Source organism: Rathayibacter sp. AY1D1 (genome assembly GCF_002932635.1).
In the GTDB taxonomy this organism is placed as follows: domain Bacteria; phylum Actinomycetota; class Actinomycetes; order Actinomycetales; family Microbacteriaceae; genus Rathayibacter.
Map to the genome: position 1 here is coordinate 1 of NZ_PSVY01000045.1, position 15,723 is coordinate 15,723.

A 15,723-nucleotide genomic window follows, 5' to 3' on the forward strand; every position below is an offset into this window, starting at 1 on the left:
CACGTCCCCGGAGGCGCGGGCCTCATCGATCAGGACGGCGGCGGCGGGGTCGTAGGCGATCCGGATCACCTCGCACAGCTCCTGAGCACCGAGCGGCCGGGCAGCGCCGGCCCCTGTCGCGGCAAGGCTCGTCGTCAGGCCGGGCAGGCGGGCGGCGAGGTCGGCGGCGACCTCCTTCGCGTTGCGGCGCTTCCCGCCGATGCGAGACAGGGAAGAGAAGGTGATCGCGACGTAGGCGCGGATCGTGGCAGACCCGACCGGGTAGCTGCTCACGACCTCCGAGAGCATCGCTCGAGCGAACTCCGGCGCATCCGGGTCCATCGACCCCTCGACCTCCGAGCGCAGGCGCGTACCGGTGTCGGGGGCCGTCTCGACGGTGACGGAGGCGGCCTCGATGCCGGGCTCGTCTCCAAGGTTGGAGAGCCAAATGCCGTACTCCGCGACCTGGTTGTTGACCTGCTCCTGATCCACCAGCGCGGCGCCGTCCGGCTCGGTAGCGATTACGACGGTGTAGTGCTTGGTGGAGGGGACGTGCACGAGAGCGAATCGGCGCCCGTGCGAGTCCTCGTGCTCGGAGAGCTGCGACGCCGCAGCGAGTCCGGGGAGCTGGAAGGTGCCCCATTTCGCCCGACCCGCGGGACCTGAACGGTAGACGTTCGCTCCCTTGGCCTTCGTCCGCATCCAGTTCACGCGATTCACCGTCCTTCCGAGGGCGCTCTGCCCGTGCTTGTCCTTCACCGAAACCGTCAGCAAGATCCCGCCGAAGATCGCGGCGACGATCAGCGCGGCCACGAGGCCGGAGAACATCGACGCGATGATCGAGGAGAGGATGCCGACGAACAGCACGCCCGTGGCGAGCTGTCCGAGGCCGCCGAGTCCCGCAGTCTGCGGGCGACGCCAATTGCCGTACGTGCGCGGCGCCTCAGCGCTGCGCGTAGGAGTTGCCGTGCTCATCAGTTCCCGCTTCCGTTGCCGCCAGTGGCGTCGTCCGTGGCGGCCTTGACCGCCCCTGCTGCGTGCTTCGCGCCTTCGGCGGCCTTCCCTGCCACCGCAAGGCCGACACCGATCGGGCCTCCTGCCGCGGCTGCGGCACCACCGCCTGCCGCCGCACCGCCCGCTGCCGCACCACCGCCGGCCGCAGCTCCGCCAGCTGCGCCACCGCCTGCTGCTGCGCCGCCGCCTGCACCGGAGGCGGCCGGAGTCGCCGCGGGTGACCCCTTGCTGCCGGCGGAGGCGCTACTGCCGGACGGTGCGGAGCCGAAGCCACCGCCGCCGGGCGACCCTCCGCCCCCGCCGCTGTCGCCTCCGCTGCGCGAGCGGATTGCTCCGCTGGCAATCTCCGCCGCTCCACCGGCCGCGGCCGCACCGAGCAGGAGGCCTGCACCGCCACCGCCACCGCCCACCGAGGCGACAGCGGGGACGAGGAAGCGCATCAGCGCGGGCAGGGCCACGAGCGCGATGAGCATCAGCGCGAGGCCCGTGACGATCTGGAACAGCCCGGTCCCGTCCGACTTGAACAGATCAGTGCCGGTCATCCGGAACGCGATCGCGTAGACGATCGCCGCGGCGGGCTTGTAGAGGATGAAGGCGAGGGTCCAGGCCATCGTCTTCTTGAACCACTGCTGCCCGATTTCCGTATTGGTCGCGGCCGCAGCGATCGGGAAGATGCCGGCGAGGACGACGAGCATCGCGCCGCGGAACACCATGAGCGCGATCTGAACGTAGGTCATGAGCACGGCGAGGATGCCGAGGAGGAACAAGCCGATGAGGCCGATACCCGACGTTGCGGTCAGCGAAATCATCGCGAAGATGTTCGTGCCGAAGCAGTTGCTCTCACCGTTGGTGACGTCGCAGTCGGTGGAGTTGTTGAGGATCCAGATCGAGAAGGCGTCGCCTGCCTGCGTGGCGAGACGGATCACGACGAGTCCCGCGCCGGCGACGGCGATCAGCGTCAGTACCGACCGGGCGAGGGTGCGCAACTCGCCCGCACGCTGCGTCCAGACCATGCGGCCGGCGGCGACGAGGATCGACAGGATCGCGAGTCCTCCGGCGTACCACTCGAGCTGCCCTTGCACCCAGCCGACGACGCTCGAAGATTCGTTGAGGTGCAGCGCCAGGGGTAGGAACCCCGTGACGAGCGCTGAGGCGGAGGAGAGCAGGAAGACGGCGAAGATGATGACGCCGATGCGTCCCATGTGCGCCTCGCCGTCGCCGTGGCGGCGACGGGTGCTCATCATGACGCCGGCGATGATGAGCGACATGACCGCGAGGCCCGCCGCGACCCACGTCACGTAGCCGAGGATCGTCTCGAACGCTTCCGGCAGGGGCGGGGTACCGCCACCGTTAACGCCGCCTCCCCGGTCGACCACGGTCACCGGGGAGGGAACGTTCACCCAGAGGGTGCCGAGCGAGACGACCGCTTTGCCGAAGCCCTCCAAGATGTTGTTCACGAACTGCTGCAAGGCGTCGTTAGACGCCTTCGAGACGACTTCGCCGATGCCTGCTGATGACCAGCACACGACGTCCCACGCTGCGCAGGGCTCGCCTGCGGGTGGAGTCACTGTCATTCGGTACCTGCCCAAGGGATATAGCCGCCCAAGCTGGTGAGTGCGGTCGGACGGAACGGCGGCTGACCGTCAGCGGTCAACACCGACTTCCAGTCGCCGTCGACCCACGTCACGGGAGCGGGGAAGCTGAGGAGCTGATTGGTGTTAGAGCGGAAGGCGATGTCGATCGTGGCTTCGTCCGCGGTGTACGAGCTCACGCGGAAGCCGACGATCTGGACACTGCCTCCGGTGTTGCTCTGGGGAATGTCCGCGGCGATCGCGGCATCGCGACCAGCGCCAGGCGCGGTCTGGCGCTCGAGAACGGCGTCGGCCAGGCGCCCATCCGTTCCCATCGCCCAGAGGTTCGCCACCGAGAAGAGCGATCCTTCGACGGTGTGCGCGTAGCAGCTGCGCAGCCCGTCCTCTCCGATCACGCCGGGGCCGGCGGTGTCCGACGACGGTGCGGCCATCGTGCCGACGATGGTCCAGTCGGTGACAGGTGCCGTCGAGAGCGTTCCGCTCTCGTCGTAACCGGGAAGGTTGCAGACGCTTGCTGCGGCGGTGTCGGTTTCCGGTGAGGCGGTGACGGCGGGCGTCGCGGAGGTGGCGGGAGCACTCTGCCCGCCACCTCCGCCCAGGGACGTAATCGCGAGGAGGATCGCCGCCAGCACGAGGACTCCGAAGATGATGGCTCCGAAGATGAATCCTCGACTGGTGAACGGGTTGCGGGACTCCGTGTCGCTCATGACGTCGTGCCTTTCGTTGGTGATGCGGTCGGTTTCCTCCGGACGCTACGCGCCCATGAGGAAGCCGACGATCGTGAACGCGGCGGACACGATGATCACGCCGACGAGCAGGCGGCCGAGCCAGCCGCCGATCTCTCCGCCTTCGCCGCGGCGGGCGGAGACGGTCATGGTGACGCCGAGGATGATCAGGCCGACGACGGCGACGCCGAGGCCGACCCACTTGGCCCAGCCCATGACGGTGGTAAAGGCCTCGAACCCGGGGGGCATGCCGCCGGGTCCCGGGTCGGGCACGACGGCGCCGAGCGCGCCTGCGGTGGTGAGGATGTCGGTCGTCGCTGCGAGCAGGGACATGAGGTGCTCCGTTTCGTTGGTGGTGCTGGGGGGATCGACGTCGCGGTCGCGACGCCGAAGAGGTCCGGTTATCCGGTGGTGAGGGGTCCGTCCGCGAACCCCACGTCGAAGTGGAGGTGGTTCGGGGTATCGGTGAACTGAGTGATGTGCTCGTAGCTGGTCGAGCGGCACTGGATTTGGCCGGCCCGGGAGCCCTGGGGCACCTGCGGGTCCAGAACGGTGAGGAGTTTCAGCGCGTTGGGGTCGCAGCCGGTGGTGGCCGTGCCGTCGAAGGAGAAGAAGTCGACCGCGTGACCGCCGCCATTGATCCAGTGCGAGGAGCCGGTGCCTGCGCCCAGGAGCGAGCCGGTGCACTGTCGGTTGAGGTCGGAGACGCCGACCTTCCCGAACGTGTTCAGCGCGATGGTGATGACCTGGAGGATCCGGACGTCGATGCCGCAGTTCTCTTTGGCGGTCCCGGCGGCCATGTCGCGGATCTGCTGCGCGTAGCGGTCCTCGAGTAGGCGCAGGCGCCCCTCGTCCATCGCCGTCACGAGTCCGGCGGCGAGGGCCTGCGCGTCTCCGGACACGGCTACGCATCCACCGACCGGCGCAGCCGTCGTAGGCGTGGTGCTGGTCGGCGTCGACGGAACACTGACCGGTGCGCCGGTCGTCGCCGGCCCCGTCGTGCTGCTACCGAGCCCGTTCAGGTAGGTCATGATCGCCACGGCGTCGGCGCGGTACTTCGTGTAGTGGTTCGGGTCGGCGTTGCGCTGGACCTTGTTGATCGCGATGGAGGGCTCCATTGCCGGCCAGCCCTCGACGGCCACGAGGCGGTCGTAGAAGAAGCCCGCCGAGGTCGTCGGGTCCATGCGCTGCTCGACGGTGCCCCAGCTCGACTGCTGCTGGAACAGGCCGATCGAGTCAGCGACCGATCCGTCCGGGTTGATCGCGCCGTCGCCGTAGGTGATATTCACCAGCGAGGACTCCCCGATCGCCGTCTGGACACCGAGCGTCTGCCCGTCCGCGCCGAGCCCCTTCGCTGCACCTGCATTGACGATCAGTGCTGCGTTCACGAGCTGGTCGTGCCCGTAGGCCCCGACCTTCGCGTCCGCCGGGATCGCGGACACGTTGACCGGGCCTCCACCAGGTAGGCATGCGGCCGCGGCCGATCCGCCGAAGAACAGCACCCACAGCAGTAGCGCCACGGTGACGATCGGCACCATAACCGCCGCCAGTACCCCAATTCCCCCCTTCTGCACCGGCCTACTCCGAGGCCAGGGGGGTGATCTGCTCGACGCCCCAGGGCGCCGTCTCTACAGCACGGTGGACGTAGACCGAGTAGTCCCCAGCGTCGGTGGGCACCAGAACGCGAATGGTGAACGTGCCGTCGCCGTCCCGGACCCGAGCATCGCCGGTCAACGACGTGCAGGGCACGTTCATCGGATCGACCGTCTCGTAGGCGATCGCCGCTTGCTGAGTCAGGAACGGGTAGAGCTCCGCGATCCAGGTGTCGTAGTCGAGCGTCGGGCGGCAGAACGCCGTCACTGCCGAGGCCGCGAGGGCAAGCGCGTCGTTCTCGACTCCCGGAACGGGAACCGGCTCAGAGTCGACCGGAGCGGCGGCCGCAGTCGGCGTCGCCTCAGCCGTGCTGGCCGCAGTCGAGCCCGATGCAGAAGGGATCTGGGCGGTCGGCGTCGGTGCAGTTCGTGCTGTTTCGGGAGCAGCGCCCGAGCACCCTGCCAATGCGAGCACAGCCGCAGCGGCCATCGCGGCGCAGAGGCCGGTGCCGGTGTGCTTCGTGTGCTTCATGTCGTTGGTTCCCCTCGTTGCCTTCATCACAATCTAGTCCCAAACTGCCCGTTTGGACACTCGTAGATGCCCAAATGGGACACTGACTGTCTACACTGACGGCACGTCGGTAGCCGCCGACCTAGAATCGTGGTGTGGAGGTGGACTCAACGAACGTCAATGCCGTCATAGGCGAGGCCGTCAAGAGCGCCATCTACGACGCCGGTTTCAACGTGAAGGCCGCGGCTGAGCGAGCCGGCCTGCCCTACCGGACCGTCCTTCGGTACATCAAGGGAGAACGGGACATGCCTGTCCCTGTTCTTCTCGCGCTCGCGCACGCCACGAACGCCGATTTGGACTCGCTCGTGAAGCAGCTTCAGGGCCGAGTAGCCTTTAAGGAACTGGTCAGCTACGTCACAGACGGCGAATCCATGCCGACTGAGGAATCCAGCGCTCTACGTCCCGCCGAATTGGCGCGTCGTCTCTCACTGGTCTTCACTTCACGAGGCCTCGACGCCACTACCTCCCGCACCAGAATTTCCGAGATCCTTCTCCTCAGCGGGGCCTCGATCGATCGCCAGGAATGGGGCCTGCTCATGGCCGGGCAACTCCCCTCGGCACCACGAGTCGAAGTGCTCTTCGCCGTGGCCGAAGCACTCGACGTCGACCCCGACTACTTGCTCAGAGACGACCCCGAGCTGGTCGAGGCCGTGGAAGCCCGCCTCGGGTTCGACGGCACCATGCGCTCGCTCGGCATCGAGCGCGTCGCCGCCCGATCGCTCGGAACAATCGAGCCCGACGAGCTACGCGGCATCGCCGCCGTCGTGTCCGAAATCGTCACCGAGCTACGTCGATAGCCGGCCGCGCCGTCCTGTAGGGCCACGCAGCTCCGCTCGCGCCCGGAATGCCGTCTAAAGTGGATGAGCTTCTCCCGGCCAGGCGAACGGAGTCCATCGATGCCGTCAGACTCCACGGAACGAGGTCGCGGCCGGTGGCGGATGCTCCGCCGCAGTGGCCAAGGCCGCAGTGGATCGATCGTTCAGGCGGCCGACGAGTTCGTGAGCAGGCTCGGACTTCCGGCCGCCGCGACGTGGGACGATCTTCAATCGTCCGTCGAGAAGGTCTACGGCAAGCCGATCTATCTGATCGCCTCCGCCAGCGCTGACCTCAAATCAGTGACAGGGCTCTGGATCGACACAGCCGAGTTCGGCACCGTCGTCTGCCGAGAGAGCGACGAGCTCCACTACCAGAGCCAGAACGCGTGCCATGAGCTTGCGCACATCCTCTTCGTCTACGCTCCGGACGCCTGGTTCAGCGAGCAGATCCCGCGGCTGATCCATCCGGGCCGGCGGCACGGAGCCACACACCTCTGTGCCCCGACAGATGATCCAGAAAGCACAGAAGCGAAGGCGGAGATTGCCATCGAGGAAGTAGCTTTCGCGATGGTCCGCCGTATCCAGACACTCAATCGGACGAGCGAAGAAACGTATTTCGGATGATCCAACAGGTTTGCCTAGCGCTTCTCATTGCGCTGGTGCTTGTGCGGGCTCCTCGCGCCGCAGCGAAGCCCGCAGCGCGTCCCGCTTTCTGGGCCACGGTGAGCGGTGCCGTCGCACTCTCCACCTACGGATTCCCCATCCCCTTCTTCACATATGACGCGCTACTGGGTGGCACCAACGTCATCACCCTCGTCCGCGACCTGGCAGCAGCATCGGCCTTCTGGTTCTTCCGCGAAGCGCTCGGACGGCGCGCCGGCGGCGAAGGCCGCGTCGGCAGTCGGTGGGGCCTGGCGATCATGTTCGGCTCCTACATCGTGCCGTTCCTGCTGATCGGCAACCGGGGCCGCACAAGCGTCGACTTCATCATCGACCGCCTCGACCAGACCGCCGTCTGGCTCTACGGATCGGCCTACATGGCGACTCTCGTGTGGCTATCCGTCTCCTCGATCATCAACGCGCGTCGCAACTGGCGCGGGGTTCAGCTCGTCTTCATCACCGGATTCGCCATCACCACGATCGGCTGCTTGATCGAGATTGCCTTCCTCACAGCCTCTCACTTCGGCTACGGCGGAGACGCCTTCCGCTACTCCGCGTGGAACGCCGCTGAGATACCGTTCTTCCTCGGTCTTCTCATCATCATGCTCGGCATCGGGTGGACGGCGATCGTCGTTCCTCTCCGTCGCCGGATCGACGTCGCTCGAGCATCGAAGGCCGCCGTCCGACACGGCCTCATCGAGCGACCACCGTTCACGACCTACCTGAGCGACCGGCGATTGATCGCACACGCTCAACAGATCCTCGTGCTCACGAAGAACGCTGAGGTTCGCGGAGAGGGCGCGTTCACCTTTGACGAGAATGCAGCTGTCGCTCGGGTCCGCACGCTCATCGCTCCCGACCAGGCGTTCACTCCGCGAGTGATCGGCGGCGGCTTCCGGAAGGCCGCATAGCCGGTGAGCGCACTCTGGGTCGCGATCCCCGCAGTTGGTGTCGGCGTCGCCGGAGCCGCGGTCGTCGCCACCGTTGCGCGCCGTGTCATCCGACCGCAGCGCAGCCGCCCAACACCGATCGTCGCGGTTCCGACGCCCGATCGCATCGTCCTCGGTCCTACTCCGATCACGAAGCAGAACGGCAAGCTCGGCCTGCTCTACGACGACGAAACCCGCCACGCGGTCCTCGGTCCGATCCTGCGAAGCGGACCAGACGGGATCGAACGCATCCTCACACTCAATGCTGATGCCCCCTCCCCCACGGCCGGCTCCCTGAGTCGACCCATCGGGAATGTGTTCGCGACGGCCCGAGAACTCGACCCGGACGCCCGCGAGGTGACCGTCGAAACCGAGCTTGGACAGGCGCCTGCCTGGTTGTTTTCCGGCAAAGGAGACGCCGCAGACACTTGGGCGATCCACATCCACGGCAGTCTGTCCGGCCGAGACGCTGCCTTTCGCTCCGTGCATGCACTCAGAGGCACCGGCTACACCTCACTGGTGCCTTCCTTCCGCGGTGACGGAGAAGGCCCAACGGCGCCACTCAATGCGTTCACGCTCGGTCAGACCGAATGGGTCGACGTCGACGCTGCGATCGCGCTCGCTCTCGAGCGGGGAGCGCGCCGGGTCGTCCTCGTCGGCTGGTCCAGCGGCGCCTCAATGGCGTTGCGCCTCGCCACGAGCTCGTCGCACCGATCCAGAATCGCAGGCTTGATCCTTGTCTCCCCCGTCCTCAGTTGGCGCAACAGCGTGCTCTTCAGCGCCGCTAACGCCGGAGTCCCCCGTGTCGTCGCTGCGGCCGCCACATGGGCTCTCGGCGCCCGCGGTGTCAGTCGTCTACTGGGCTCACCAGTTCCTCTCAACTTCAAAGCACTCGACTGGATAGACGCAGCCGCACCACTACGCATACCGGTGCTCCTGATTCATTCGGGGGGTGATCGCACCACGCCGTTCAGCGACTCCCGTTCGTTCAGCAACGCGCACGTGAATGCGACGCTGATCGCCAGCGACCCCGCCGGCCACGCCCTCGAATGGAACGCCGATCCAGAGCGATTCGAATCCGCCGTTCGCTCCTGGTGCAACAGCGCCATTTAGATTCTGCATGAGAATCAAGATAGCCAGATACCTATATAGGTATCTGGCTATCTTCGAGGGGCTCGGGCTCAGCTGAGCGGGTTCCGGTCGCGGTACTCGCTCAGGGCCGTTTCCACGATGTTCTTCTTAGTGCGACCGGTCGCGGCTCGCAGGTCTTGGACGTAGTACGACAGCTCGGCATCGACGTCCACATGCAGAACCTCCGTGGGCTGCTTCCGCGGCGGCGTGGCCGCCGTGCCCGCATTCGCCCGCGATACCGGGGCTGCTACCGGCGCCGGTGCGGGCGTCGGAGCCGGACGAGGCTTGGACGCGATCGGGTCGCTGCGGTCGGGCGCCGGCTGTGCTCGGCGCGGGAGGCTGGCGGGGCGATCTTCGTTCGTCATCGGATGACCTTTCGTGCGAGTTCACGGTATGCGGCGGCGACGGGTGCGCCCTTGCGGAAGTTGCCGTACCAGTCGTGCGAGTACCGGACCTCTCCGACGATGGTCCGGTGCGGGACGAGCGGAGTCAGGAGAAGCCCCGTCTCTCGCATCTGCTCGATGCTGTGCGTAGCCTCTCGCGGCGTGATCGTCTCCTTGTAGCCGCCAACGATGATGCCGGCCTCCTCGACCGCTGCGCGGTCGCTGAGGTCGTTGTAGCGGCGCACACTCTCCTGTGCACCAATGAATCCGTCCACGCCGTCAGCGGTGGGCGTGGCGGCGTAGATCACTGACTCCGCCGCCGTCAGGGCGTTGTAGATCAGCGACCCGCCCTGGCGGTTCGGGCAGTCGATGATCGCGAGGTCCGCAGGCACATCCTCGAGCGAGTCCGCCAAGCGATGCCCGACTTCTCCGGGATCGTCCGTTTCGCGTGCGCTCACGCTGCGGTCGGACGGGATCACTCGAAGGTTCGAGTGAAAGGGCGAAGGCACGGCGAGCTCGTCCGCCCATCCCCTCGGGTCGGCGTTACCCAGGATCGCTCCGACGTCGAGCCCGACGTCGACGGGCTGCGCGTCGAGCCACTTCGTGGTCGCGCCACGCGGATCCAGGTCGATCAGGATCACCCGCCGCCCCTCCTCGGCCGCCACCATCGCCAGGGAGACCGCGGTGGTGCTCTTCGTCGCACCGCCGCTCTCGCTGTAGATCATCATTGTCTGCATGCCGCAAACCTATATGGCTATCTATCCACCTAGCAAACTACCCAGATACCTATATAGGTATCTGGGTAGGACTCGCCCGGTATGAGCACCCGATCCCGCTCGGTGCGCGGGCTGGGAGCGAGTGTCGGTGGGGCCGACCTACACTCGGACGCATTCGAACATATGTTCGATGAGACGAGGAGGGGGCCGACCATGAGCGTGACCGTTGTGGAGCGCATCGCGACTCCGGCCTCGGACGCCGTCGCCGTCGCCTTCCTCGTCACCAGTGACGCGGTGGCTGCCGGGTTCCCGTCGCCGGCACAGGACTACTTCGACGGGTCCCTCGACCTCAACGACCACCTCATCCGGGACAAGACCTCGACGTTCATCGTCCGCGTCTCGGGCGAGAGCATGACCGGCGCGGGCATCAGCGACGGCGACGAGCTCGTGGTCGACCGGTCGATCACGCCGACGCACGGGAGCGTGGTCATCGCGATCCTCGACGGCGAGCTGACCGTCAAGCGCCTCGAGCTGCACCCCGGGGGAGTGGTGCTGCGGGCGGAGAACCCGGAGTACCCGCCGATCCACGTCGCCGAGCTGAGTGACCTCCAGGTGTGGGGCGTCGTCACGGTCTGTCTCCACCGGCTGCACCGTGCGCTCTGAGCGGCGCGTCGGCCTGGTCGACGTGAACAGCTTCTACGTCTCCTGCGAGCGGCTATTCGACCCCAAGCTCGCCGGCCGGCCCGTTGTCGTCCTCTCGAACAACGACGGCTGCGTGGTCGCCCGCTCCGACGAGGTGAAGAAGCTCGGCATCGAGAACGGCACCCCCTGGTTCAAGATCGAACCCCTGATCCGCTCCGGCCGTCTTCCGGAGGTCATCGCCCGCTCGAGCAACTACGAGCTGTACGGCGAGCTGTCCGCCCGCGTGATGGAGCTGCTGGGCCGATACTCCGCCTGGCAGGAGGTCTACTCGATCGACGAGAGCTTCCTCGGCGTCGACGGCGACGTGGCGGAGCGGGCGAAGATCGGCCGCGCGATGCGCGCCGCCGTCGCCAAGAACGTCGGCCTGCCCGTCTGCGTCGGGTTCGGGCCGAGCAAGACGCTCGCGAAGTTCGTCAACAAGGGCGGAGCGAAGAAGCACCCGCGCCTCGGCGGGGTCTGCGACACCGACTGGTACACGCCCGATCAGCTCGACGCGCTCATGGCGTCGCAGCACGTCACTGAGCTGTGGGGAGTGGCCGGCCGCACCGGGAAGCGCCTCGCGGAGCTGTCCATCCACACGATCCGGGACCTGCGCGATGCCGACCCGGCGCTGATCCGGAAGAAGTTCTCCGTGGTGCTGCAGCGCTCCGTCTACGAGCTGCGCGGGGTCGACTGCATCCCGCTCGAGGCGGCCCGCACCGTCCGGGATCAGCTGATCTTCTCGCGCTCGTTCGCCACTCCGGTGACGACGATCGCGGACATGGAGCAGGTGCTCTCCGTCTACGCGCAACGCGCCGCGCACCGCCTGCGCGCGCAGGGGTCGGTGACGAAGACGATGAGCGTCTTCGCGTCGACGTCGCCGTTCGCGGACGCGCCGTACGAGTCCGCCGGCGGCCTCGCCGGCTTCCCCGTGCCCACCGACGACCCGGTGGGTATCGTCAAGGCCGCGATCGCGACGTTGCGCCCGCGGCTGCGCGAGGGCGCCCGCTACGTGCGGGCCGGCGTCATCCTCACCAACCTGTCGCCGAAGGACTCCCACGCCTTCCTCGACGTGTTCGATACGGCTTTCGACTCCAAGGGTCTGGGCGCCACGATCGACGCCGTGACGAAACGCCACGGCCGCTCCGCGGTCGGACTGGGCCTCGCCGGGATCCGCAAGGGGCCGGTCTGGACGATGAAGCGCGAAGCGCTCTCGCTGCGCGCCACGACCCACTGGGCCGAGCTGGCGACCGCTCACGCCCGCTGACTTCTATCGGCGGCCAGCCTCCTCAGATAGAATGTTCTATAGGAGGTGGTTGCCGTGTCGATCATTCAGAGGCCCGATGGGGAGACCATCCGCAAGCTGCGCAGCTTGCAGGTCGTAACGCGGGTGTCATATCTTCGCGCGCTGCGCCGCGCTGCGGAGGACACCACGCAGAGGCAGCTCGCGCAAGAAATTGGAATCTCACAGCCCTCCGTCAACAGCGCATTGAAGTCCGCGGCCGCAGTGTCGGACGTGCGGCCCGGATTCTCTGGCGCAACGCCTTACGAGATTGCTCAGCGCTACGACGCGGGGGAGCTGACGAAGGAGCAGGTCATCGATGAGCTCGGCCGTTGGTCCTACCGTCCGGGGTCAGCTAGCGACGGCTACGACTGGACGACCGCGGACGCGGGAGAGTTTGCAGAGGTGCGACGCGCTCTGAGTGAGCACCTCATCGACGTCGACACATACGACGAGATCCTGGACCGCTACAGCGAGCAAGGTCGGTGACTGGGGAGGACTCGTCAGCGATCGCCAAGCACCGCGAGACAGTGCGTGCATGGGCGCGAGCGGGCGGGCCGCTGAGCCCCAAGAGCGAACACGCGACGGTGAACAACCGAGAGTGGTTCCGGCTCGGCGCCGACCAGGATTACGAGCCGCGTGGTGCGCGGCAACAACTACACGACCGCTTTGTGGCCGACTACCGCGCACAATTCCCTGACGTGCGCCAAGAGCGGAAGGCGATCATCCTTGCCGGCCCGCCTGGTGCCGGTAAATCGACCGTTCTCCGAGACGTGCTCGGCACCGACCGCAACGCCTGGCTCACCATCGACGCCGACGAGTTCAAGCGGGCGCTGCTCACCGAAGCGATCAAGGACGGCACCTACGACAGCACGATCCTGCCGCCCGAGGTCCGCGCCGCCGAGGCAGCGGGGGAGAAGTTCTTCCCGCTCGAGCTGGCCTCGCTCGTGCACGAAGAGTCTTCCATTCTCGCTATCCAACTCCGCGACGCGGCCATTCGGGACGGCCAGAACGTCGTGATCGACACCGTGCTCTCTTCGCCCGAGAAGGCGGTCGAGCTGGGGCAGCGGTTCGCGGCAGCCGGCTACAGCGTCGAAGTGATCGACGTCGAGGTGCCGTTCGAGCTGTCGGAAGCGCGGATCGCCGGCCGCTGGCAGGACTCCTACGAACGCGCCCTCGCCGGCGCCGACGAGCTCGGCGGTCGATGGGTGCCCAGCGAGTACGCCAGGAACGTTTATGCCGGCCCGGGAGGTCGGTCCCTCCCTGAGTTCGCCGCCGAGCAGCTGGCCGATACCGGCTCCACCGTGATGCGATTCCGCCGCTACAACACCCCCGCGGAAGGGCAGCCGCGCACTGTCGAGGTCGACAAGTCGCGCACTGCGTTCGGGCGCCCTCTGATCGACACCGCCCTCGCGCAGGCTCAGGCGACCGTCTCTCGCAGCTTCTCCACCACGGCGCTGACCACGGCGCCCGAGCGCGGTGACCGAGCGATCCCGGCCACCTCACCGACGCCAGCGCCGGACCGCGGCGACCGCGGTCGCTAGAGCGGCGTCGTCACCACTTAGAAAACCTGTCCACCAGGTCGACGTCGATCGAGGAGGTCCGCGGGTCCAGGCCGTCGGCCGTCTCGTCGGGGGCGTCGATGACGTCCAGGAACACGGCAGTCGCGGGCGTCACGAACGCTGAGGTCGTTCCGCGCGACGTCGGGATCTCTACGAAGGCGCCGCCGGCGGCCGCCGCCTGTTCGAGGCGCTGCGTGAGCCCGACGCGATCGACGTCGACCGGCAGCGAGAAGTGGCGCGGTCCGATAGTCAGCTCGAGCAGGTGCATGGGATTCCCGTCGTCGGCCGCTTGCCTACCAGGTACCCATCCTCCCGCGTCCTAGACGCTTCCGAGCCCGTTCCGGGGGCGCGAGATGCCCTCGCGCAGCGGCGCCGCGCGCCGCAGGTTGGAAGCCGCCACGGCGGCCCGTTCCACCTGTTTTCTTCACCTCTCCGCGGTTTCAACCTATTTCGCTCCACCGGCTGCGTGCCACCGATCCCGAACGCGGTCGCTGCGCTCCCTCACATCGCTCGTGATCGGCGTCACTCCGCCGCCTCCACTCAAACGGTCTTCCCCGCCGGAGAGGCAAAGAAAAACGATCAGCCAGAGGGAGACACACCATGAGCCAGCAGCGCGGCACCCGTACCGAGGTCATCAAGAGCGAGTACCACGGACCCGGAGCGGACGGGATCAGCCGGACCGCCCGTCAGGTGGTCATCGTCGGCGCCGGTGGCCGCGACCCGGTGACCGAGCAGACCCCGGCCGTGCACCTGGTCACCCGCGAGGGCCGCGCGGGGCTTCCCGGGGTGACGCTGCAGCACTTCGAGCCCGTGGAGGCGCTGCCCGCGGATCGCGTCGGCTACATGGCCTCCGGCGCCTACGTCGTCGTTCCGGTCGACGTCGCGCGAGCGCTCGACCTGTTCCCGGCCGCGTACGCGCTGCACGACCGCAGCGAGACGCCCGCCGACTACCGCGACAACGACTGACCCCCCCCGAACCGAGAAGGAGAACCGACATGCTCACCATCACCCACACGCCCGAAGCCGGAACGATCATCGAGGGCACCAGCCGCGGGGACGGCACCGCCGAGATCCTGAAGGCGTCCGGCTGGCGCTGGGGCCGCTCCATCGGCGCCTGGTACGTCCCGCAGTCCCGCGACCGCCTGCCGAAGTGGTGGACCATCAACCGGGCCGCGACCGCCCTGCGCGACGCCGGACACGAGGTCACGATCAAAGCCGAAGAGACGTTCCGCTCGACCGCCGAGGCGGAGGCGGCGACTATCGAGCGCCAGGCCGCCCGGGTCGACGCGCTCGACGCGAAGGCCGAGCGCCGCGCCGCGGACGCCGATACCGCCGACGCGGCCGCGCGCCGCGCGTTCGACCGGCTCCCGGAGGGTGGCGAGCCGATCAAGATCGGCCACCACTCCGAGACGCGGCACCGCAACGCGATCGAGAAGGCCCACAACGCGATGGGCCGCAGCGTCGAGGCCGACCGCGAGGCCACCCGCGCCCGCGCCCGCGCCGACGTCGCCGCCGGGACCACCGAATCCCGCTACGCGCCGGGAATGGTGGCCCGCCGCATCGACCGGCTCGATACCGACATTCGCGGCTGCACGCGGAAGATCGAGGGCAGCTCGCACAACTTCGGTGGCGGCTACATCGAGACGACCGCCCCCGCGACGGGCGCCTACCGGGAGCGGCTGCTCACCCAGCGCGCGCAGCTCGAAGACCAGCGCGACTACTGGACCGCCGTCCGCGAGGCGCAGGCCGCGGCCGGACGGGTCACGATCCACAGCCGCGACACGATCGCCAAGGGCGACATGATCAAGCACCGCTTCGGCTGGCACGTCGTTACCCGCGTGAACCCCAAGAGCGTGACTGTCGCGCTCGACTGGAACGACGGAACCCGCCCCTACAAAGTCGCCTACGCCGACGTGCAGGGACACCACACCGCCGCTGAGGTGGAGGCAGCCCGAGCCGCCGCCACCGAGACGGCCGCCGCGAGCTGATCGAGCGAGGGCTACCTACCTATATAGGTAGGTAGCCCGTGAGGGGCGGGCCCCTCACGCTCCCCGGGGATCCCGTTCCGGGAGGCGCGAGCTGCGCTCGTGC

General features: G+C 67.7%; 19 protein-coding genes. 10 read left to right on the plus strand and 9 right to left on the minus strand.

Going from position 1 to position 15,723, the window contains the following annotated elements; translation table 11 throughout:
- The 6 genes from C5C56_RS16530 to C5C56_RS17685 all read right to left on the minus strand — a co-directional run.
- A partial coding sequence (locus C5C56_RS16530) for an SCO6880 family protein (protein ID WP_374954282.1) occupies positions 1-954 on the minus strand: 954 nt, incomplete at its 3' end.
- Positions 954-2,561, minus strand: a complete 1,608-nt coding sequence (locus tag C5C56_RS16535; protein WP_146079341.1) for a hypothetical protein — start codon at positions 2,559-2,561, stop codon at positions 954-956. The genes C5C56_RS16530 and C5C56_RS16535, both read right to left, overlap by 1 nt.
- Before the next feature lie 2 nt (positions 2,562-2,563).
- A complete protein-coding gene (locus C5C56_RS16540) occupies positions 2,564-3,292 on the minus strand; it encodes a hypothetical protein (RefSeq protein WP_104234430.1) in 729 nt (242 codons plus the stop codon).
- Between the two features lie 45 nt (positions 3,293-3,337).
- Positions 3,338-3,643 (minus strand): hypothetical protein, encoded by a 306-nt coding sequence (locus tag C5C56_RS16545; protein WP_104234431.1) that lies wholly within the window; start codon positions 3,641-3,643, stop codon positions 3,338-3,340.
- Between the two features lie 68 nt (positions 3,644-3,711).
- The gene (locus C5C56_RS16550; protein ID WP_258065705.1) at positions 3,712-4,830 is read right to left on the minus strand and encodes a hypothetical protein; all 1,119 of its coding nucleotides are present in this window, start codon (positions 4,828-4,830) and stop codon (positions 3,712-3,714) included.
- 58 nt (positions 4,831-4,888) lie between these two features.
- Positions 4,889-5,434, minus strand: coding sequence for a hypothetical protein (locus tag C5C56_RS17685; RefSeq protein ID WP_146079342.1), 546 nt, complete (start codon positions 5,432-5,434; stop codon positions 4,889-4,891).
- Between the two features lie 134 nt (positions 5,435-5,568).
- Between C5C56_RS17685 and C5C56_RS16560 the strand changes: the two genes are divergently transcribed.
- The 4 genes from C5C56_RS16560 (at position 5,569) to C5C56_RS16575 (ending at position 8,990) form a co-directional block, all read left to right on the plus strand.
- Positions 5,569-6,270, plus strand: coding sequence for a helix-turn-helix transcriptional regulator (locus C5C56_RS16560; protein ID WP_104234434.1), 702 nt, complete (start codon positions 5,569-5,571; stop codon positions 6,268-6,270).
- A 99-nt stretch (positions 6,271-6,369) separates the two neighbouring features.
- Positions 6,370-6,912, plus strand: a complete 543-nt coding sequence (locus tag C5C56_RS16565) for a hypothetical protein (protein ID WP_146079343.1) — start codon at positions 6,370-6,372, stop codon at positions 6,910-6,912.
- On the plus strand, positions 6,909-7,859 hold the full coding sequence (locus tag C5C56_RS16570; RefSeq protein ID WP_104234436.1) for a hypothetical protein: 951 nt from the start codon (positions 6,909-6,911) through the stop codon (positions 7,857-7,859). The genes C5C56_RS16565 and C5C56_RS16570 overlap by 4 nt, the downstream gene beginning before the upstream one ends.
- A gap of 3 nt (positions 7,860-7,862) precedes the next feature.
- Entirely contained in the window at positions 7,863-8,990 is a 1,128-nt protein-coding gene (locus C5C56_RS16575; RefSeq protein WP_104234437.1) for a S9 family peptidase, read from the plus strand.
- Between the two features lie 68 nt (positions 8,991-9,058).
- Here C5C56_RS16575 and C5C56_RS17690 read toward each other — a convergent pair whose 3' ends face one another.
- Both C5C56_RS17690 and C5C56_RS16580 read right to left on the minus strand, forming a co-directional pair.
- Positions 9,059-9,373 carry a hypothetical protein gene (locus tag C5C56_RS17690; protein ID WP_146079344.1) on the minus strand — a complete coding sequence of 105 codons (315 nt, stop codon included), beginning with the start codon at positions 9,371-9,373 and terminating at the stop codon, positions 9,059-9,061.
- A complete protein-coding gene (locus tag C5C56_RS16580) occupies positions 9,370-10,128 on the minus strand; it encodes a ParA family protein (RefSeq protein WP_104234438.1) in 759 nt (252 codons plus the stop codon). Before C5C56_RS16580 ends, C5C56_RS17690 begins: the two co-directional genes overlap by 4 nt.
- Positions 10,129-10,320: 192 nt before the next feature.
- Here C5C56_RS16580 and C5C56_RS16585 point away from each other — a divergent pair, with 192 nt between their 5' ends.
- From C5C56_RS16585 to C5C56_RS16600, 4 genes are read left to right on the plus strand one after another with little or no spacing between them, the layout of a single operon-like run.
- Positions 10,321-10,770, plus strand: a complete 450-nt coding sequence (locus C5C56_RS16585; RefSeq protein WP_104234439.1) for a LexA family transcriptional regulator — start codon at positions 10,321-10,323, stop codon at positions 10,768-10,770.
- Complete coding sequence (locus C5C56_RS16590) at positions 10,760-12,055, plus strand: Y-family DNA polymerase (protein ID WP_104234440.1); 1,296 nt, start codon at positions 10,760-10,762, stop codon at positions 12,053-12,055. The genes C5C56_RS16585 and C5C56_RS16590 overlap by 11 nt, the downstream gene beginning before the upstream one ends.
- A 54-nt stretch (positions 12,056-12,109) precedes the next feature.
- Positions 12,110-12,559: a winged helix-turn-helix transcriptional regulator gene (locus C5C56_RS16595; protein WP_104234441.1), complete on the plus strand. Its 450-nt coding sequence runs from the start codon at positions 12,110-12,112 to the stop codon at positions 12,557-12,559.
- On the plus strand, positions 12,556-13,614 hold the full coding sequence (locus C5C56_RS16600; RefSeq protein ID WP_181028843.1) for a zeta toxin family protein: 1,059 nt from the start codon (positions 12,556-12,558) through the stop codon (positions 13,612-13,614). Before C5C56_RS16595 ends, C5C56_RS16600 begins: the two co-directional genes overlap by 4 nt.
- 10 nt (positions 13,615-13,624) lie before the next feature.
- On the opposite strand, the gene C5C56_RS16605 is transcribed toward C5C56_RS16600, so the two are convergent.
- Entirely contained in the window at positions 13,625-13,900 is a 276-nt protein-coding gene (locus tag C5C56_RS16605) for a hypothetical protein (RefSeq protein ID WP_104234442.1), read from the minus strand.
- A 332-nt stretch (positions 13,901-14,232) separates the two neighbouring features.
- Here C5C56_RS16605 and C5C56_RS16610 point away from each other — a divergent pair, with 332 nt between their 5' ends.
- Together C5C56_RS16610 and C5C56_RS16615 are read left to right on the plus strand one after the other, a co-directional pair.
- Positions 14,233-14,598, plus strand: a complete 366-nt coding sequence (locus C5C56_RS16610; protein WP_104234443.1) for a hypothetical protein — start codon at positions 14,233-14,235, stop codon at positions 14,596-14,598.
- 29 nt (positions 14,599-14,627) lie between these two features.
- Positions 14,628-15,620: a DUF3560 domain-containing protein gene (locus C5C56_RS16615; RefSeq protein WP_104234444.1), complete on the plus strand. Its 993-nt coding sequence runs from the start codon at positions 14,628-14,630 to the stop codon at positions 15,618-15,620.
- Positions 15,621-15,723 lie beyond the last annotated feature (103 nt).